At 56.3% G+C, this 19,567-nt stretch carries 15 protein-coding genes; 6 read left to right on the top strand and 9 right to left on the bottom strand.

Translation table 11 applies throughout. From position 1 onward, the window contains the following. Nucleotides 1-49: 49 nt before the first annotated feature. The 5 genes from ACQK2L_RS26105 to ACQK2L_RS26125 all read left to right on the top strand — a co-directional run bounded on the left by ACQK2L_RS26105 (nt 50) and on the right by ACQK2L_RS26125 (nt 5,010). A complete protein-coding gene (locus ACQK2L_RS26105) occupies nt 50-361 on the top strand; it encodes a response regulator transcription factor (protein WP_425399985.1) in 312 nt (103 codons plus the stop codon). 657 nt (nt 362-1,018) lie between these two features. Next, nucleotides 1,019-1,870, top strand: coding sequence for a D-ribose ABC transporter substrate-binding protein (locus tag ACQK2L_RS26110; protein WP_425399986.1), 852 nt, complete (start codon nt 1,019-1,021; stop codon nt 1,868-1,870). Between the two features lie 2 nt (nt 1,871-1,872). Next, on the top strand, nt 1,873-2,517 hold the full coding sequence (locus ACQK2L_RS26115) for a DUF2291 family protein (protein ID WP_425399987.1): 645 nt from the start codon (nt 1,873-1,875) through the stop codon (nt 2,515-2,517). After that, entirely contained in the window at nt 2,514-4,040 is a 1,527-nt protein-coding gene (locus ACQK2L_RS26120; RefSeq protein WP_425399988.1) for a sugar ABC transporter ATP-binding protein, read from the top strand. The genes ACQK2L_RS26115 and ACQK2L_RS26120 overlap by 4 nt, the downstream gene beginning before the upstream one ends. Then, the gene (locus ACQK2L_RS26125; RefSeq protein WP_425399989.1) at nt 4,033-5,010 is read left to right on the top strand and encodes an ABC transporter permease; all 978 of its coding nucleotides are present in this window, start codon (nt 4,033-4,035) and stop codon (nt 5,008-5,010) included. Before ACQK2L_RS26120 ends, ACQK2L_RS26125 begins: the two co-directional genes overlap by 8 nt. A gap of 85 nt (nt 5,011-5,095) precedes the next feature. Here ACQK2L_RS26125 and ACQK2L_RS26130 read toward each other — a convergent pair whose 3' ends face one another. The 8 genes from ACQK2L_RS26130 to ACQK2L_RS26165 form a co-directional block, all read right to left on the bottom strand. Continuing rightward, entirely contained in the window at nt 5,096-6,061 is a 966-nt protein-coding gene (locus ACQK2L_RS26130; protein WP_425399990.1) for a DUF1559 domain-containing protein, read from the bottom strand. Nucleotides 6,062-6,163: 102 nt separating this feature from the next. Then, nucleotides 6,164-8,038 carry a hypothetical protein gene (locus ACQK2L_RS26135; RefSeq protein ID WP_425399991.1) on the bottom strand — a complete coding sequence of 625 codons (1,875 nt, stop codon included), beginning with the start codon at nt 8,036-8,038 and terminating at the stop codon, nt 6,164-6,166. Between the two features lie 143 nt (nt 8,039-8,181). Beyond that, nucleotides 8,182-8,925: a PEP-CTERM sorting domain-containing protein gene (locus ACQK2L_RS26140; protein ID WP_425399992.1), complete on the bottom strand. Its 744-nt coding sequence runs from the start codon at nt 8,923-8,925 to the stop codon at nt 8,182-8,184. A 369-nt stretch (nt 8,926-9,294) separates the two neighbouring features. Continuing rightward, a complete protein-coding gene (locus ACQK2L_RS26145) occupies nt 9,295-10,140 on the bottom strand; it encodes a PEP-CTERM sorting domain-containing protein (protein ID WP_425399993.1) in 846 nt (281 codons plus the stop codon). A 181-nt stretch (nt 10,141-10,321) separates the two neighbouring features. Further along, on the bottom strand, nt 10,322-11,068 hold the full coding sequence (locus tag ACQK2L_RS26150) for a PEP-CTERM sorting domain-containing protein (protein WP_425399994.1): 747 nt from the start codon (nt 11,066-11,068) through the stop codon (nt 10,322-10,324). 471 nt (nt 11,069-11,539) lie between these two features. Continuing rightward, nucleotides 11,540-12,631 (bottom strand): FecR domain-containing protein, encoded by a 1,092-nt coding sequence (locus tag ACQK2L_RS26155; protein ID WP_425399995.1) that lies wholly within the window; start codon nt 12,629-12,631, stop codon nt 11,540-11,542. A gap of 363 nt (nt 12,632-12,994) precedes the next feature. Continuing rightward, nucleotides 12,995-13,546 carry a sigma-70 family RNA polymerase sigma factor gene (locus tag ACQK2L_RS26160; protein ID WP_425399996.1) on the bottom strand — a complete coding sequence of 184 codons (552 nt, stop codon included), beginning with the start codon at nt 13,544-13,546 and terminating at the stop codon, nt 12,995-12,997. 295 nt (nt 13,547-13,841) lie between these two features. Next, complete coding sequence (locus ACQK2L_RS26165) at nt 13,842-14,927, bottom strand: glycoside hydrolase family protein (RefSeq protein WP_425399997.1); 1,086 nt, start codon at nt 14,925-14,927, stop codon at nt 13,842-13,844. Nucleotides 14,928-15,095: 168 nt separating this feature from the next. Between ACQK2L_RS26165 and ACQK2L_RS26170 the strand changes: the two genes are divergently transcribed. After that, nucleotides 15,096-17,264 (top strand): right-handed parallel beta-helix repeat-containing protein, encoded by a 2,169-nt coding sequence (locus ACQK2L_RS26170; protein ID WP_425399998.1) that lies wholly within the window; start codon nt 15,096-15,098, stop codon nt 17,262-17,264. Here ACQK2L_RS26170 and ACQK2L_RS26175 read toward each other — a convergent pair. After that, nucleotides 17,247-19,394, bottom strand: coding sequence for a hypothetical protein (locus ACQK2L_RS26175; RefSeq protein WP_425399999.1), 2,148 nt, complete (start codon nt 19,392-19,394; stop codon nt 17,247-17,249). The genes ACQK2L_RS26170 and ACQK2L_RS26175 overlap by 18 nt on opposite strands. Between the last annotated feature and the right edge of the window lie 173 nt (nt 19,395-19,567).

Below are 19,567 nucleotides of genomic sequence, written 5' to 3' on the forward strand. Positions count from 1 at the left end.
CGTCTTTCCGCCGAAAGCATGATATCACCTGCGGTTCTATGCCAATGTAGTGATCTATCGCTTGCAGATTTCTTATCAAGAAAGTACACCACTCTGTATGGCTATAGATCTTACAAATCGTGAACGTGAAGTTGTCCGCCTCATCAGTCTTGGCTGCTCCACCGAGGAGGCTGCGAAGATTCTTGGTGTCTCCACGCCGACTGCCGATACGCATCGCACCAATGCGATGCGCAAGATGGGAGTTCGCAAGGTGGCTCTCGTCACCCGGCTGGCTATCAAGCATCGAATCAGCAGCATGAAAGACACTCTGACCACCGCCGAGAAGCGCAAGCGTGGTCGCAAGAAGGATGGCTGGAACTAAGTTCCAACCGTGCCTTTTTCAGGTGGTCTTTCAATCTCATGGTGTGGGCGCACAAGCCCATTTTGCTGCGCGCCAGACAACTCTTCCGTAGCTTCCGTCGCCAGACGGAGGGGACTAGCCCCTTCGACTGCCTGATGGGGGGCGATCCGCTTCGTTCTTCAATCGCGAAGCCTACCTGTTCGACTTCGCCGCACGAATAGACGGCGAAGCGGACCATCCACCGCTGGCCAAGGTCGGGCATTCCAAGCGTCCGTCTACCACGCCCAGCGAGGGTTGCTCAGTGCCAAGGCCGGCTGCAGCGATAGGACCGGCCCGCCCATCGCAACCAGGACCTCGATCAAGCGAAAGCGTCGTTCAAAGTACCGACAAAGCGAGCAATGGCCATCGGGGCGGTTGGTCACCTGGAGGTTGCGTATCTGCACGAGATGTTTCGGCCACGCCCAATCGCGACTATCATGCGTGTACGCCGCCTTGGTTAGTCGGAGTTGGTCCTGGTTACTATAAGCGAGACAACCCCTCATGAATCTAAATCGATTCAGCCGACAGGCTTTTCTTCCGCTGATTGTCATGCTCGTTGTCATGAGTTCTGGTTGCAGCAGGACTGCTTCCGACCAAGGGAGTTCGCCGGACGGGTCGGAGGATCCACAACGAATCGCAGTGATCGTCTCGACACTCAACAATCCGTGGTTCGTGAAGTTGGGGGAAACAGCTTGTGATCGAGCTGTCGAGCTTGGCTACGAAGCAACTCTTTTTGATTCGCAAAACGATACCGCGAAAGAGTCCGCTCATTTCGACAACATCATCGCTGCTGATTACTCAGCGATACTCTTCAATCCGACGGATGCGGATGGCTCGATCGCGAACGTCAAGAGAGCCAAGGATGCCGGTATCCCTGTCTTTTGTATCGACCGAGAGATTAACTCCACCGATGCAGCAACTGCTCAGCTCTTGTCCGACAACTACTCGGGATGTGTCGAACTCGGCAAGCACTTCGTCGAAGAGGTCGGCGAACAGGGCAAGTATGTCGAATTGCTGGGGCTGGTGGGCGACAATAATACCTGGAATCGCTCGAAGGGCTTTCACAGCGTCGTCGACCGATACGAGGGGCTGAAGATGGTGGCTCAGCAAAGCGCCGACTTCGATCGAAACAAGGCACTTGAAGTCATGGAATCCATCCTCCAATCGCAAGACAATATAGACGCTGTGTTTTGTGGAAACGACGCCATGGCGATGGGTGCCTATCAGGCGTTGCTCGCGGCGGGCAAGGCCGATCAGGTCAAGGTGTTCGGATATGACGGCTCGGAGGATGTGGTCAATTCGATAAGCGAAGGCATGATCGTGGCCACCGTGATGCAGTATCCCAAACTGATGGCCCGAACATCGGCTGAGTATGCTCACGAGTATCTGGCGAATAGCAAGCGCGACTTCGAGCAGAAGATTCCAGTTAATGTCGATCTCGTCACGCGAGACAACGTCAGCGACTTCACGGGGTATGGCAAGAGGGAGTAGCGATGTCTCGCAAGGTGCTCTACGGCGCGCTACTCGTGGTTGGTGGCGCCTGCTGCTGGTTCTTTCCGCTCTTTCACATTCGGCCGCTAGGCGAAGGGAAGTCGAAAGCTGAGCAATCCACGTCGACAACGGAACCGGCGGCACTTGCAGCCGAACTGTGGAATGGACCTCTGAGAATTGGCGAAAACGCCACGGAAGTCACGCAGCTGTGGGGCGCCTTCACAGCGGATCCAGCGGCCGCCCAAAGCCAGCACGGGCATCAGGCGGGGCTGGGAGGAACATGGTGCTTCTGCGTTCGAGGCCATGGCACCATCGAAAGCGTGGAGAATCAATATGTGCTCTTGAGGGTCGCCGGCGGCATGCGTCTGGTGCGGTTGGAACTCGGTGTGATCGTCGACAACACCGTACGTGACGCCCTGGCAGTCAAGGCGAGCGCCTTCGCGAACTCGCAAGACTTCAACGCAATCTCGTCCACACTCAACCGTCGCGTCGAAGAAGAGGTCATCGCACCAAACCGCTCCCGGCTAGTGCCGGGTGTGGTCGTCGATTTTGTGGGCTGCACGAAGGTTGCGAGCGAGAAAGATCTGGACCCGCTCAGTCTGGTTCCCATCCGCATCGAAGTCTCCGACTTGGGAAGTGTGGAATGAGCGAGGCACCAGTGCTGGCCGGCGAAGGAATCGTCAAAGCGTTTCCAGGCGCTTTGGCGCTGGACGCCGTGGACTTTGGGGTGCGCGCGGGAGAAGTGCATGGACTGATAGGCGAGAACGGAGCTGGCAAGTCGACTTTGATGCACATCCTCGCTGGGGCGACACAACCCGACGCGGGTGTGATCCGGCTGGACGGAGAACCCGTTCACTTTGCGACTCCGCGTGACGCGATCGACCAGGGGATCGTTCTAGTACATCAAGAACTCAACCTGGTCCCTCACCTCTCGGTCGCAGAGAACGTGTTCCTGGGAAAGGAGTTGGTTTCTCCTCTGGGGCTAGTACGAACGCACGAACAGACCCGACGTTGCCGCCAACTGCTCTCCGAAATCAATTCGACGATTGACCCAAGTATGGAAGTCCATCGACTGCGTGTTGGTCAGCAACAGATCGTCGAACTTGCCAAAGCCTTGAACTCGAGAGCACGTGTTATCTTCATGGACGAGCCGACCTCTGCGATCAGCGACCAGGAGGTGGAATCGCTATTTGACTTGATCGATGCCCTCCGTTCGTCCGGCGTCTCGATTGTCTATGTCTCCCATAAGCTCGATGAGCTTCTTCGGCTATGTGATCGCATCACGGTGCTCCGCGACGGTCGACACGTCGAAACGCTCGACCGCGCCGATGCCGACCGGGATCGAATCGTGCGTTCAATGGTTGGTCGGCAAATGGACGACCTGTTCGTCCATTCCGGGTCAAATCCCGCAAAGCGAGGGTTGCGTGTTGAATCGTTGACACTTACCAGTAAGCAATCGAATGGCCCGCTGGTCGACCGTGTGTCGTTTTCGGTCCAGGGTGGAGAAGTACTGGGTATCTTTGGCCTCATGGGGGCCGGTCGCACGGAGTTGCTCGAGTCCATCTACGGGCTGCATTCGGCGAATACGAGTGGTGCTATCTACCTCGACGGCGAAGCTGTGAGTATCCGATCGCCCCAATCCGCGCTCCAGAACGGAGTGGGATTGGTCCCTGAGGATCGCAAGCGGCAAGGGTTGGTACTGGGCATGAGCGTCGAGCAGAACATGAGTCTCTCGAACCTCGCCGAAATGGAGCAAGCCGGCTTGCTAAGTGGTCGCAAGGAACGAGCACACGCCGAATCGTTTGTGGAGCGATTCTCCATTCGCGCCCCAAACGTAGGCAACAAGGTTGCTACATTGAGTGGCGGAAATCAACAGAAAGTGGTGCTGTCGAAAGTGCTGTCCAGAAAGCCTCGCGTGCTAATGCTGGACGAGCCGACGCGCGGAATCGATGTGAGCGCAAAGCAAGAAATCTACACACTGATAGATCAGCTAAAGCGTGAGGGGATTGCCGTGATCGTTGTTTCTTCCGAGCTCCCTGAGCTGCTGGGTATCTCAGATCGTGCCATCGTTTTGTGCGAGGGACGCAAGACAGCAGAGTTTGAAAGATCCGAAATGAGCGAGCAAGCGCTGATGCGCGCCGCTGTGCCAGGAGCTGAACAGAATGAATGACAGGCAGACAATCTGGCAGTTGATCAGTCGGTTTCAGTCGCTGCTCGTGCTGGCGTTGATGATTCTGGCCATGGGGCTGCTGTCAGACAAGTTCCTGACGACTGCTAACGGCTGGAACATCATGCGGCAGATCTCCGTGAATGTCTGCCTGTCCATCGGCATGACGATGGTAATACTTTCTGGCGGAATAGACCTATCTGTCGGGTCGGTGCTGGCTTTCGCTAGCGCGATCACAGCCGGTCTCGTGAAAGCCCCCATCCCACTTCCTTGGCTTGGCGTCGAGCTCCAGTGCACTGCCCTGGGAGCAATCCTGGCGGGGCTATTAGTTGGCAGTGCTCTTGGGTGGTTCAATGGCCTGATGATCACTCGAGTAAGGATTCCACCGTTTGTCGCAACGCTTGCTATGTTGGGCATCGCTCGCGGTATGACCATGTTGTGGACGAAGGGATTTCCGATCACGGGCCTGGGGGATGAATTCGCAGCGATCGGCACAGGATCGGTACTGGGGATTCCCGCGCCAGTGTGGATTGCAGCAATCCTTGTCGGAGTCTTTGCGGTAGTCACCAAGAAGACCCGATTTGGTCGCTACATCTATGCCGTCGGCGGCAACGAGCAAACCGCCATTCATTCTGGCATTAACGTGCGTCGCATCAAGTTGCTCGTGTATACCTTAGCAGGAGCCCTGTCAGCGACAGCGGGCACGATCGTGATATCCCGCCTCAACTCAGCCCAACCCAACGCCGGGTTGGGTTACGAACTCGACAGCATCGCCGCGGTCGTCATCGGCGGCACATCGCTATCGGGGGGCCGTGGATCCATTCTGGGCACGGTCATCGGATGCCTGATCATAGGCGTGCTCAACAACGGACTTGTGTTGTTAGATGTTTCACCAAACTGGCAACAAGTCGTGAAAGGAGCAGTCATCCTGCTCGCTGTGGCCGTTGATCGCCTCCGCCAGCCTGGGGATTGATCCTGAGTGCAGCGACCGACGAGTCTGCTGCCCAGTACTCGCCGGCCGCCGCCACAGGTTTCCGTCTTTGGATGGGGATTCTCAGTTATAGGTCGTCGGTGCTCGTTACTTCCTCACCGGCTCGGGTGACAAAGTTCTCCAGCACGGCCAAGTCGATGTCCTTGCTCACCGCCGTGCTACTTCCATCGCAAAGCGTGACATTTATCACCCCGGTGTGATCCCCCCCAAACCACACCGGGCAACCAGCACCGCTTTCGCAATCGTCGCCGCGGTGCTGGAATCGATCTTGAGCGACACTGCCCCCTTCGCGCTTATTGAAGTCGATACCGCGTCCCCCGTTGGGTAGCTGCGCCTTCACCCGCGCGATCGCCCCTCGGCCAAGTATGGCACCGGGGTTGTCGTTTCCGTCATAGATCGACGCTCGTGCTGACATCCAGTAGGAGTTTTCGCCGACCATGAACGTGTTGGACGTCCCATCGACAATCCTCGAGAGTCTAGTCCTGGACTTATAGCGTCTGCCGCTCTTGAGTTCTGGGAGCACAATTGCGCCGTCGAAGACATGATCGAAATTACCCTGCCCCGACCGAAACGTACTCGAAATACAGGCATAGTCGCCCCGGATTCCGAGTGTTGTTCCTCCACCCATCACAGTCCCGCCAGAGGAAGTTTGAACATCCGGAATTACTTCTGAGCGGAGGTAATTCACTGGCCGGTCATGGCTTCGTGAGGGACACAGATAGGGTGGAATGGGCGTTTCCTTCACAGCGATGTTTTGATCTGCGAAGTCCTTGGTAAAGTCCGCCAGGTCGCGAACGTTCGCCTGCTCGAGGTACGGAAGGATGACCCCCGCCCAGGTGAAACCACCATCCCACATACGGCTCGGTGGCAACTCATTCGACACGTCGTGGTGCATGTGAATGGCAATGCCGATCTGACGCATGTTGTTGAGGCACGACGACCGCCGCGCTGCCTCGCGTGCCGCCTGGATAGCCGGCAATAGGAGTGCGACCAAGATTCCAATAATGGCGATCACCACCAGAAGCTCGACCAAGGTAAAGCCCCTAACGCCGGGGGCGTGCCGTCTGTCGGTCCCTCTCATCTCACACCTTTCTTGACTTCTTGTATCTGTTTTGTAATCGCGAATGCACAAGGGCTATGCCAGATCATGAGTTTGCACACCACCTCGACGACACGAACAAAGCAAACCTACGCTTGCAACAAGTACTAGCCCCAGAGCTGTTGGCTCTGGCACCCGAGTGTTGACTGCCGCCAAAGAACCCGACTCAACCTCGCCGAAGTGCGTCTTCCATAGCTCGTAGTGGGCGGAGCCAACAGTGCCCAGCCCATCGTCGTTTGGCAAACTTGGGCCGCCGAGGTTGTTACGCCAGACCGTGTAGTCGGCCAAGTTGACAACACCGTCCTCGTTAAAGTCGCCTGACACACCGGGGACAAAAGTCGAATAGATTACGGCGCCCGTTGTGGCCGTGCTGTCGCCCATCAGCAGAAAATTGAACTCAAGGTCCTCGTCGCCGCCGGTAAACAAGGGCCCCAAGTTGTACTTGGCGCCAGGCGCGAGCGTTAAGAACCCTTGGGAGTCGAACTCTGCGAGTTGAGTGGCACTGTTGGTATCCGCTTCCAACCAAATGTTCGATGTGACACCTTGTTCGGCCAGACTATCCCAGCCAGCTGTCGTCAAAGATCCGCTGTCGGAGAGAACCTCGTACGAATCGATCTGAACTGTCGTATTGGAAGTGTTCCGCAGATAAGCGTCGCCGGCGCCGGTAGGGTCGACCTGCAACAGCAGGTTGTTCACCTTGATCCCGCTATACTGAACGATGCCGGGAATCACTGCACTGTCGGACGATCGTCGATACTCGAACACCAGATCTTCCGTCGCTCCGCCAAACACCCCGGCCAGGGCATCGTAGATGTTTCCAAGTTCGATATCACCGGCAAACGCGGCGTCTGCTCCAACCTTGAGTTCGCTGACATTCTTGACGGTCTGGGCCGTTTCTACCCAGTCGGATCCATACTGACCGCTCTCCACCAGGCTATCCCAATTGGCATCCTGGTCGCTGAGCAAACCGATGTCGGAGCCGACCGAGTAGCCGTCGAACTCGATCGTCGAGCTGCCAGGATGCTTAATGGTGACAGCCCCTGTGTTTCGGTTCACATCGAGCACGAGAATCTCTTCCACTTGTGCTCGCAACTCGACGCGTCCGCCACCGATATCTGGCTTGGAGAGCACCACTCTTTCATTGCTGGCCATTGGCACACTGGTTGTGACCGAATCGAAAGACCCATTCACAACTTGGGCATCCAGTACTTTCCATGAGTGACCACTCGAAGGAACGTAGTTGAAGTTCAGATGAAGTGTCCCGCCTAACGTGGCAGTGGTTCCGACTGAAATGAAACCACCTGCATCGTCGCCCGTGATCTCTGCCTGGTAATAACCCGAACTGCCAAAACTCGCGAGACTTGTCGTCGAGACGCTGGCATTGGGATACACCTGGACGGTGGAGTTAAAATCTGCCGTGGCGGAGGACAAGGTGGCGGTGGCGCCAGTCATTCCACCCACAACAAGTCGATTGCCCGCGTTGCTGCCTATCGAGACCGCCCCCTCTGCGGTCAATGTTCCTCCAGGTAGGACATCGACCGTTCCCACGCCATCGGCGCTGCCGATGGCAATGTTGCCTGAGGTAGAACCTCCCTGCATGGAGTGCAGCGTGCCGCCATTGCGGATCTCGAGCCCGCCGCTGGAACTTCCCGTTCCAATGGAGATGGCGCCTGGGTACACACCGCCGTCGGTATCGACGTAGGCGGTGCCACCGTTGCGTATAGTGGCTCGCTCACCGCTACCCACGCTGTGATCTGGAATGAAGTGGTTGTCGAGATCGTCCCACCAGTTGTCGTTGATGTTCCAGTTGCCGTCGGGGCCGGCGGGCGCTGGAAGGGGGGTATTGGACATGGCGTCGCGGAAGTAGGAGTCGGACTGCCCCCATGCAATCGAGGCGCTAGTCAGAAACACTACGAGGCTGCTACCCAGCAGAAACGAGATCGAACGAAATCGAGATGGTATGTCAAATTGCATTGTGGTTGCCATCAGAGCTGCCGCTATAGGAGGTTGATTGGAGTGTGGATACCGTGGCTGTGATCGAGCAGACGGTTGCCTTACGACCGGCTGGCAAGCGATCTCACCTTAGCGCGGCGGCATCGCACCGCAATCGAAGCGCCGCCAATTGCTAACGCTGCCAATACGGCCGACGTTGGCTCAGGGACTTGCGTGCCTGTCAGAAAATCCAGATTGAGATTGGCGAGCGAGCCGTTGTAGTTCCTCTTCCATTGATCGAAGTCATCGAAGTCGACGAAGTTGTCGTTGGTCAGATCGCCTTGAATTCGACTGGTCACCGATTGGCGAAAGTTGTCGGCAATGATCTGGAGGTCCACCAAGTCAACGCCATTGATTCCATCCACATCGCCATCGGGAACGACGAAATTCAAGGTCATTGGACCGTGACCGCCTGACATGTTGCCTTCCTTGCTGTCGATGTGGTACTCATGTCCATCCTGCGATGAACTCATGAACATAAACGTTACCAAACCATCCGTGTCGGCATTCAAGAAGGAACCGAGGGGCAGGTCGGTTGAATTGGAGGCAAACGGAAGGGGTTGCACGTCGTTGCCGTCGAACGACATGGTGCCCAGGAAGGTCGCGTCCGAGTTGAACGCAAATGTGTCTATCAGAGCGGAATTATCGACGCCAGAGGCGTTGGAGTAGTTGATGGAACCCTCACCACTTTCGATCCAGTTATTTCCCTGCCCGGTGGTCGTCACATCATTGAGGCCATACACGTCCCACATTCCCGATCCATCGCCAGGGCCATTGCGGCTGCTGTCCCTGAACGTTCCGCGCAAGGTGGCCGTATTGAATAACGACGAGTCGAATCCGGTTATGTCATAGCGAACATAGCCAATTCGGATCCGAGGCGCTTCGTGCCATCGGACTTCCCAAAGGCTACTGGAGCCCGTGTTACTGGTTGGCCCTCGGTTAGTGTCATTCGCCAAGCGTGCGTCGGCGTCTGGGGGCACGGGAAGAAGGCTCTGTGCGCTGGCAGTGTTGAACCACTGTCCTCCGATCGCTGCCGCGAGAAGAGTCACGAATAAGAACAGTTTTCGAATCATAGTTACTAACTCCACCTTTCACGACGAGACTTGCTCGTTCGCCGGGGCTACTTTGTTGTCGGTCATCCTCACGCCGCACGTGAGCGAGTTACACTTGGTCGATTACTTCAGTTTGCGCCGTGATAACACCGCCATGCCTGCCAAAGCCAAGCCACCAATAACGATGCTGCTTGGTTCGGGAACAGCCACGGGGTTGAAATCGATACCCGCCAGCGAGCCTCCCGCTTCGAGGAATCGTGTTTTCCATTCGCGAAAGTCGGCGTAGTCGATGAAGTCGTTGTCGATCAAGTCGCCTGCAGTGCGTTCGGTCTGCGCGGTTCGGTAGTTCTGCAAGATGGGCGTGAGGTCCTCGGGACCTACGGTACCGTTGCCGTTGGTGTCGCCTGGCACGGAGACGTTGGTCGCAAGCGCCGCGCCGATGGTGAAGTCGTACCAGCCCAGCGACCGCGTCACGCTATTGGTTTTGGATACGTTGACGGTGAAGGTCGGATTTACCCCAAAGTTGTCGCCGATCACACCATCGTCGAAGGTAATGTCCGGATCGAGGGCGACATCGCTGGTCAGATTGCGAGAGTCCATGTAGGTTCCACCGGTGTTCAGTGGCGCTGTCAGATCGATGTCCCAATCCCAGCCGCTCCCCCCGCCAACCGTGGGAACAATCCTCGTTGTATTGATGTTGAAGTCGGTGATGACTTCTCCGGGATCGAGACCAGTAATCGAAATGAGCCAGGTTTCGTCGATGGCGGAACTGGTGCTTTCGGTGCGGAAGTAATACCTTGCTTCATGCTGCGTCTTTTGTGTGTGACCCGAGATGGTCACAGTGAAATCTCCCACATCGGCATCGCTGATGAGATAAGAGGTCATCTCGTCGAGAGTTGTGTCGACCACGGTGACGGCCGCCAATGCCGTGCCGGTCAGGCCCACGACAAAGACTGAGAATGCGGCCAATCGGGCAAGGCACCTGTGTGTGTTTATCATCGTTCGCAAAGGGTTTAAGAGGGAAAACTGGGTGTTACGGGGCATCGAGGTTTAATCACGCCCGGCTGTCGATCCGAATCCTTGCCGTTACCCCTCCGGCTCGCTAAGTCTCAGCGAGCCAGAGGGTACGGTTGATTCCATGCAGACGTATTCAGCTTCGGCTGCGCCGTACCGCAAACCCAACGCCGGCAAGCGCCAAAGCGACCAAGGCAATGCTGCTGGGTTCGGGTACGAAATTGAGCCTCATCGGACCATGGCCATCCGCCGTGCTTCCCTCCTTGCTGTTAATGCGATATTCGTGACCTCGCTGGTCGACGTCCATGAACATGAGGGTCACCAAACCATCCGTATCGGCGTTTAAGAACGCGGAGAGGTCCAGATCAGCTGTATTGGAGGAGAATGGAAGGGGCTGAACGTCCACCCCATCAAAGGACATGGTACCCAGAAATGTAGCGTCCGAATTGAAAGCAAAGGTGCCCACTGCAGCACTATTATCAACGCCAGAAGCGTTCGAGTAGTTGACAGCAGATTCGTCCCAACTGTTGCCCAATCCAGATGAGGTCGTGTCGTTCAATCCGTACACGTTCCACATCCCCGAGCCATCACTTGGACCATTTCGACCACTGTCCGTGAAGGTTCCGCTAAGCGTTGCCGATCCGAAGAGTGCGGGATTAATGCCACTGATATCGTATCGGACGTATCCGATTCGCACTCGAGGAGCGGAGTGCCAGCGGACTTCCCAGACACTGCTACTTCCGGTGTTGCTGGTCGGCCCGCGATCCGTGTCGTTCGACAATCGCGTGTCGGCATCAGGAATCAGGGAGGCCGCATGAGCATTGCCCCATAGGCAGGCTGCCGCCAGCAGCAAAGCAATATTAAACGCGCGTCTGCAAGTCATTAGAATACCTCCAAGGTGATGATGTTTGGGCCACAGGCCCGATAAGTACCGCTTGTGGCCCATCGATTGCGCTCTTCGGAAGTGAATGGGCCGGAATTCGAATCACTTCACAACAATTACAATGCAGTCGGTAAACCGACGGTTGGCGATTGCATGGCAAACACAAGCAATGGCCGTTTTTCAAGGCGTCACACGCCGCGATGCAATGAACCCGAATCGGTTCGCTTGCTTGTGAAAGGAAAACAGAATAGCAGGAGCTGCATGAATGGATTTCTCAATTCTGACCACCGCAGCAATTTGCTGCGGTGAGGCACACATGCTCGAAGAGATTCTCATTTTCCGCCTAGTTGCTTGAAAGCGTAAGTTGCCCCTTTCAGTTAGTAAACACACAATTGCTGCAAAGCGAACGCCCCTGGTTGCACATCAAATCGCCACTAAAGTCCATTGACGAGCTCGAGTTTGGACGCACAACTAAAGTGGTTCTACTAACTCCGTCACAACAACGCCGTACATACTTTCGTACACGACGTGAGGTGACGACACATCCAACTGTTCTTGCCGAATCGGCCCCAACGTTACGAGTGAGGCCTCCCTGACATCACGCCGCCATACCGAAAAAACATGATCTACGCTAGCACCAGCACCAACACCGATGACGAGCCTGCGGTCGCTGCGCATCTCGTCCATACCAACGTCCCAACCGGTATCGAAAAAGTTGTCTAACAACCACCGGGGCAAAGGCACGCGGTCGTCCAGCAGCACATACAGCGTCGAGGGCATAGCCAACTCGACCTCAATCTCCACCGTCAAGACCTTGTCGTCGTTGAAGGTCATGACGTAATCACCGCCGACCATCGCCGGTGGAAGCCCCTGCTGGTCGACACCATTCCACTCGTAGGAGCGATCGACATACGCCCGGCAGTCTTCTCCAAACCCTCCGCCCACCACCCTGTAGAACTTCACCGTCTCGGTGGTGGGGAGACGGTCGCTCACCGAGACAATTCTCTTGGACAGACCGACTCCACGATCGAGTGGATACAAAGGGGTCAAATGCTGGTCACCCCGAACCTGCGTGATTCGATGCGGCTCACCCAGATGAGAAATCTGCAGGGCCTCGCCAGCCGTTAGGCGTCGCTCCAGAGGGTTAGCGCCGACCCGGGTGGTCAAATCGACCTTGCCATCGTAAACGACGACATCCGTGTGCTGACCCTCCCTAACGGAGACGCCGAACTCGGTGCCGAGATCGACTACGTCGACGTCCGGCGACTCAACCTGAAAACCCACTGCTTCGGGACCGCATCTTGCGACAAGATTGCCCTTCGAAAGAACCGCCTTTTCAGCGGAAGTGAGGCGAAAATCTGCTGGACCTTCCAGCTTAATCTCGGCGCTATTGTCCATCATGAGCGACACCACTCCAGCGTCGATGGCGATCGATTGCCCCACGTCGAACCGAGACCATTCGTCGAACTCTACCGCGCCCTTAGTCCACTTGACGTTCTTTAAGCTGACAACCCGCCCCACGGTCTGAACCTGCGATGTTTTGGTACCTTGCGTTGCTGCCATTTGCGAGTGGGAACTGGACCAATGCCACAGCCCCCCCACGAACGTGAGCGCGATACACGCAGCTATGACTGGGGCAAATAGCGCCTTGTGGGTCAAGCGAAAGGGCCGGGAGGCCCGCAGAGAGCAATCCATCGCCGCAGCCGACCGGACAAGTGTCGCCGTGTCGTTGCACGAAAGCAGGTAGACTCGCCGCGCCAATGACGACTCGGATAGCAGTACATCCAACCTCGCACTCTCGTCTTCTGTCGGAGTGGATTCCTGGCAGCGAAGCGTCAGCTTGAGCACTTCGTCAACCAACTCGTGATCTGTAGGTTTCTGAGCCATCTTGCTACGAGTGAAAGCTACCTGCTTAACTTTGTGCCACTACGCTTGCGCTTTGGCGAGATTACGTTCAACGCATCCAAAGAGTATCTTCCTGACTCTGTAGAGTCGCTGCCGAAGGGCTGCAACTGAAAGCCCTTTTGCGTTCGACAGTTCGGCCGAATTGCCCAGATTCGCATAGTATTCAGCGACAAACTTCTGTTCCTTTGGCGCGAGCTTCTGCAAGCACTCCTGTAATGCCTCTTGTCGATCGTCTAGCGATGCCACAATTTCATCGTAGGTGGTGCTCAACTTCGACAAAGCGACGTCGCTCAATGACATTGGGCGACGGCTCTTCTCCTTTCGGTAGGTGAGCACCTCGTAGTAGGCAATCGCCCTGGCCCAGGCTCCGAATGACAGCGATTCATCGTACTGATCGAATTGATTCCACAACTTAAGTCGGACGCGTTGGGCAACTTCCTCCGCATCGTTCCAATCGCCCGTGAGCGAGTAGACGTATGGCAGGAGTTGTCGCTCCTGGCTGCCGAGTAACTCAACGAAACGTTCGGAGTGAGAACGTCCGTCCTGAATTTCAGCCTGTTTGTTGATGCTCATGTTTTCGGGCTTGATGCTCCGATCAAGCTGGGTAGACAAGGTACGTCCGCACCGTATCTAGGCGCGACTGCCGCATGAAGTAACGGACAAATCTGAGAAGATGCTCAAATTCTGTCGACCGCTTCCATTGGAAACGGCCTAAGTGCAATCCCTAGCGAGGAATACGCTGGCGGAACCGCTTTGGATTATCCTGATTCCGCTACCGCAGGGCGATGGCTCTACGCGCAATGTATGCCTCCTTTTGAGACGCGGGTGTTGCGCAGAAATGCAAAGACTCACACCGCAGAGGGGGAGACTAATTCTCTTCCAACGCCAGCACGATGCCAGATGCGGTCTGGAACTTACCGCCTTGCGAGGCGCCAAACAGATGCGTGGGCCGATCGCCTTGGAACAGCAACTGTGGCCTCTCTAGCCGTCCATAGCGCCTCAGGTGCTTTGGCGCTGGGGGTTGATCGAAGTAGTGCGCGAGTTCGTAGTAGGCTACCTGCGGTTCCGACCATTGGATGCCGTCGCGTGACTCAAGGTAGAGACCCACGTCGTGATTGAAGACGCCCATGTCTCTTGTGATCATCTTGAAGAGTCCACCTTCCCTCCAGACATAGGCATCTTCGCATTGGCGATTCTCGCCAAGGCCCGAGTAGTCGACCAGAGGGTTCTCGGCATGACGCCTGTAGGGACCGTCAACGCGGTGCGCAACGGCCAGCCCATACTTGCGGTTTCCTCGTATTCGCCCGCTGCCGTTGGTGTAATCGGCCGTATTCCATGACTTGTAATACAACCAACTTTCTCCATTGGGATGCGCGATATAGGAGGGATTGGTGGTGCAATGATCGTCCCAACTTCCCTCGGCGCCAGGCTCGAGAAGCGGTTTATCGGGGCGAATCCACGGCCCCTCCAACGACTTGGCCGTTGCCAGGCCGATCCGCTTGGTGTTGGTCTTGCCGTTCGAATTCCCCATAAAAAACAGGTGAAACGTGTCGCCCACTCGTTGAATGTGCGGATTGTGGCAAGTCGTGGCATCCCAATATCCCTTTCCGCGCGGCGCGAGCGGAACATCGACCGTTGTGTACGGACCTTCGGGTGAGTCGGCCACTGCGTGGGCAATCTCGCAGCTGTTGATCCACCCTCCCATCCCCTTCCGCGCCGGCCAGCGGGAGTAGAAGACATGGATCTTGCCATCGTCGTCGGCAATAGGGGTGTTGCACCAAACGTAGTAGCCTTCCAACTCGAGTATGCGACCAATTGGCTTAAGTCGCCTGCATAAATTGGATATCGCCTGTTCGGGATAAGCTTCCGACTTCGTATCTGCAGTCGCGTTGCACGACAGCCATGACGCAATGGGGAGGATTGCCGCACTTTTAAAAACCTCGCGACGCAACATAGGACACTCCACGTTCATGACTGCTTCGACAACGCATGGCCTGTTCTGACTATCCTGAGTAGAATGAGCACACTTGTCGAGAGTCTATTCGCAAAGAGTAAAGTTCGCGATACGTTGAAGAGATCTCCGCGAGCATTTCCGCCCCTTTTCTGTTACAGCCGTTCCGTGATGAAGTTCGCCGTTCTACTGATGGTCTTGCTGGCTTCTGCTCGGCTCGAAGCAGGGGAGTTCTTTGTGGCAGTAGACGGTAACGATGGCAACCCGGGTACGATCGATCTGCCGTTTGCCTCAATTGCACGCGGCCAGGAGGCCGCACACGCAGGCGATACGGTGTGGATTCGCGGCGGAGTCTACGAATACAGCGCTGGAGCCGGAGCCAGTGAAAACGCAGTCTTATTCGACAAGAGTGGCTCGCCGGGACAACGCATCAACTACTGGGCTTATCCCGGGGAATCGCCAGTATTTGACTTCTACAATTACTTGCCAATAGAACGAATCCGTGGATTCAGCGTCGACGCCGATTGGTTGCACTTTAAAGGACTGGAACTGCGTGGTGTGCAGCAGGTCATAACCAACGTCAACGAGTCGTGGGCGATTCGGGTGGAGGGCGACCGAGGCAACGACAACATCTTCGAGCAGCTAAACCTGCATCACAACGAAGGACCTGGACTATTCATCCTGAGCGGCGGCAACAATCTGGTTCTCAACTGCGACTCACACCACAACTACGACCCCGATCGTGGTGGAGAGAACGCCGATGGTTTTGGCAGTCATAGCGACCAAGATGGCAACGTATTCGTCGGCAATCGGGCGTGGGAAAATAGCGACGACGGGTTCGACTTTATCAACTCGCCTGGCGAAGTGACTGTAGCTGACTCCTGGTCGTGGCGGAACGGCTACATTCCCGGTACCAACACGGCGGCTGGCAATGGAGCAGGGTTCAAGACCGGGGGATTCGGGTTGGATCCAGCCAAGTTCCCCGATCCAGAAGACGTGCCGCGAAATGTCGTTCGCAACAACATGGCGTTCGATAACCGAGTGCAAGGTTTCTATGCCAATCATCACCCAGGCGGGATCGACTGGATCAATAACACCGCGTTCAGCAACTCTCGAGGCTTCGACTTGACGAACGACGTCGAACCGACCAACTGGCCTGCGGACCACTACCTGCGGAACAACATTTCATTCGCCAACGGTTCGAATTTGTCCAACGCTAACCCGTCGTTGATCGACGACGAGTACAACACCTGGAATAGCGGTTTCGACGTTTCAGCGGCTGATTTTGCGAGTCTATCCAAGCTTGGCGTCGATGGAGCGAGGGCCGCCGATGGCAGCTTGCCGACTATCGACTTGCTGCGACTCCAGCCCGGCAGCAGCTTAATCAACGCTGGCGAGGATCAGGGGCTGCCCTACTATGGCAGCGCACCCGACTTGGGCGCATTCGAGCTGCAAGGAACCTTGCCTGGTGATTTTAACGCCGATAACGCCGTGGATCTAAGTGACTACACCGTGTGGCGCAACAACCTCGGCGGCGACGAGTCGGTGTTGAAGGGCAATGGCGACGGCGATAACCAAGTGACAGCGGGGGACTACGCGTTGTGGAAAAACAACTTTGGTGCATCGATCGTTCCGGATGCTCCTGTCTTGCTTGCTGTTGCAGATACGAATATCGAAGAGCATCAGCCCAACGACGCCGAAGGGGGTAGAACTCGCATTCAGGTGCGTTCGCGGTCTGTTGATGGCACTGGTCGCCAACACGTTTCCTACATCCGGTTTGACCTAACAAACGAGACAAGCATCACGGACGCGACGTTTACGCTAGTCACAAACAACAATGTAGGTTGGCTGGAGGGCGAGGTTCAGGTGTATGGTCTGAACGATGTGGCTGGGAATACGCCACAGGACTGGAACGAGGCGACGTTTTCGTTCAACGCCTCTGGTGACGAAATTCCTGGCGACGGAGATGCTGAAACCCAAGACCTGGGCTCCGTTGGGACCTCGGGAACAGAAAACCTATGGCTGCTAGGTTCCCTTCCGCCACTAGATCCGAACCACGGCGACGAGTTTGTTCAGTTTTCAAGTTCCGAATTGAGTAGCTTCCTAAACAGCCGCGTTGGTGGTCTCGCCACGTTACTCGTCGTAGGCGCGAACGGATCAGACAACGAGTTGCTGTTTTGGACCAGAGAAGTTGCAGGCTTTGAACCCAGGCTTGCCATCCATCAGCAGGCTGCCGGCATTACTACAGTGCCCGAACCGTGCAGTGCCGTGCTTGTACTCCTGACGGTAGTGCCTTGGCTAAATCGTTCCACGCAATTTGCCTCATGGCATGCGTCGTAGTCCCTCGTATCGAACCGACCAAGATCCATCGCTTGGGAAGCCTGGTGCATCGCCCAGCGGTTCACTACCGTCCCAGCCGGCGCTCATCATAGCCACAGCGGCAAGCAGCCCCCCATTGGCCGGCAGATAGACTGGCAGGCGGTCCGCTTGGTAGCAATGACCATTCATCATATATCGATTCTTGGGCGTATCGAGAAGCAGATAGTCGACCGCCTTGCTGCGATTGCCCACACGTGCAGCCGTCATGGCCATCATGGGGTAGTCCCAGCCCCAAGTCTCCGACCAGTCCCAATCTCGCTCGACATCCAGCATGGTGCGCGACATCGTGTCTGCATCTAAGAGGCCCACATCGGGCATCACTCCCAAAGCAGCCAGCATCGACGGATGATCTCGTCGGCGCGTGTAGGGTGCATTCTCAATCGCCGCGTAAACTCCGTTCCGAACCGTTGGCTTTGCAATCTTGTCGGCCACCTGTTTCCAATGCTCATTTGGTGGCAAATCGAGGCGCTGCCGCCACCGGTTGGCCGTTTGCAGCGCCCACCGCCAGTAGGACAGCTCGAAGGTAGGATTGTACACGCCGGCCGCGGATCGTCCGTCGTAGCACTCTTGGGCAGGGATCAACACGGGCCCCAACAAGTAGCGGTCGTTGGACGCGTCAAAGTGTGCATAGTCTGCCATAAACTCCGCTGTTTGCTCGACAATAGTCTGGTAGCGTTCTAGCGTTTCGGCATCTGGCTTATCGCGATAGGCTAGCTCTGCCAAGTAAATCGGATGAGGCTGTTGCCACACGAGCAGTTCACCGACTTCGCTGGGACTGCTAATTCCAGCTGGTCCAGTCATCTTCGGCCAGCGCACCCCTTTGTATCCTTGGCGTTTGGCGATACTACGTGCGGCTGGCGTGATCTCCTCGTACCACCCGAGGGAGCGCTCCAGTAGTTCGAATCGCCCCCAGAACGCGAAGTGAGCTGCATGCCACCAGTGCATTTCCAGATGACTCTTGCCGTACCAACTATTGCACAGTAGTCCGGTTTCTTGTGGTGGCATCGAACCGGCACATTGGATGGCCGTCAAGTATTGCGAGAGCACGATTCGCCGTTCCAACTCGCGCCACCTCGGATCGCGGCTCTCTGAAAGATCAATTGCGCCCCCACCAAGCCAAAAACCTTCCCAGTGCTTGCTGGCGGCTCTGCGTACGCTATTTACCGACAGCGGTTCAAAGTCAGTCTCTGGCTCGGGATGGAAATGGACGACTAACTGCAGGTGTTCACTTCCAAGATGTTCGATCGCGAACTGATGCGGTGCATTGGCCGTCAGATGGCCGTTGGTCGATACATCGGCGGCGTATTGCACTGCATCGAGGGTGCGCACGAGCCGTATTTGATCCCCCACTTGTTTCAATTCGGTCGTATGCCGCTGGGGAGTCTCCCAGTTATCGACCTTCGGGCCCCAAACACCTGCCGGGTAGGCGAAACTCAGATCGATTCCGACTTGCCCACTGGCCACAAGTGGCGATCGTATATCAATAGCAAGTGCATCAAGAGTCGGGTGAGACGCTGTTCGTACCGTGACCGGTTGGCCCTCAAACGTAAACTTGCTCGTTGCCTCTCCTGTCCAGAGCGACAACTCTTGTGAGGTGTTGTCGAGGTCCGTCACCTCGGCCCTGCTGCCTTGCGAATCGATCAACCTGAGAGCGATGCGTGCCAGATTGAATCGGTGGGGATTCGAGCGAATCGCGACCGCGGCTTCGCTTCGCATGTCCGTGGCGTAGCTGACCTTGCGCCCGTGGACATCGTACTCACGAAGCGTTTGTCGGTATTGGTACTGTTGTCGCTCAGGGAACGAGTGCCAACTCCACTGAGCCATAGTCCCCAACGGCACATGCCCCTCCTTTTCGGAGGGAAAGGTCTGCAGCCCCGTGATATCGAACGCAAAACTAAACTCACCATTGCCCACTTGGCCGGGCGCCTCGGGCGTGTATTTCTCGTACTGGACCGTGTGGCGGTCGACGAGGGCACGCCGGTCGATTTCCCGCCCACAAGTAGCATCAGCAAGTACCAGCAGAATGAACTGCACAACCATCTGAACGGAAGGCGTGAGCCAGAGCATCAGGCTATCTTGCTGATTAGTCACTGCAATTCTCAATTGGAAGGCCTGGATCGGAAAGATCACCGCGCATGAGGATGCCGCTATGCGGCGACCATTCTCACAGTAGGTTGGTTCTCGAAGATAGTCAACGCGCTCGGCCACTTCGGGAACTCGCGACGACACAGAGTCGCCGTTGTTGCATATGGCAGTCCATTTAC

The sequence above is a fragment of the Aeoliella sp. genome, assembly GCF_965227375.1.
Lineage (GTDB): Bacteria > Planctomycetota > Planctomycetia > Pirellulales > Lacipirellulaceae > Aeoliella.

What these genes read in the sequence shown, in the direction of transcription:
- ACQK2L_RS26115 (WP_425399987.1), top strand. Translation starts at nt 1,873, where the DNA reads ATGTCTCGCAAGGTGCTCTACGGCGCGCTACTCGTGGTTGGTGGCGCC.
- ACQK2L_RS26120 (WP_425399988.1), top strand. Translation starts at nt 2,514, where the DNA reads ATGAGCGAGGCACCAGTGCTGGCCGGCGAAGGAATCGTCAAAGCGTTT.
- ACQK2L_RS26125 (WP_425399989.1), top strand. Translation starts at nt 4,033, where the DNA reads ATGAATGACAGGCAGACAATCTGGCAGTTGATCAGTCGGTTTCAGTCG.
- ACQK2L_RS26150 (WP_425399994.1), bottom strand. Translation starts at nt 11,068, where the DNA reads ATGACTTGCAGACGCGCGTTTAATATTGCTTTGCTGCTGGCGGCAGCC.
- ACQK2L_RS26155 (WP_425399995.1), bottom strand. Translation starts at nt 12,631, where the DNA reads ATGGCAGCAACGCAAGGTACCAAAACATCGCAGGTTCAGACCGTGGGG.
- ACQK2L_RS26160 (WP_425399996.1), bottom strand. Translation starts at nt 13,546, where the DNA reads ATGAGCATCAACAAACAGGCTGAAATTCAGGACGGACGTTCTCACTCC.
- ACQK2L_RS26165 (WP_425399997.1), bottom strand. Translation starts at nt 14,927, where the DNA reads ATGTTGCGTCGCGAGGTTTTTAAAAGTGCGGCAATCCTCCCCATTGCG.
- ACQK2L_RS26170 (WP_425399998.1), top strand. Translation starts at nt 15,096, where the DNA reads ATGAAGTTCGCCGTTCTACTGATGGTCTTGCTGGCTTCTGCTCGGCTC.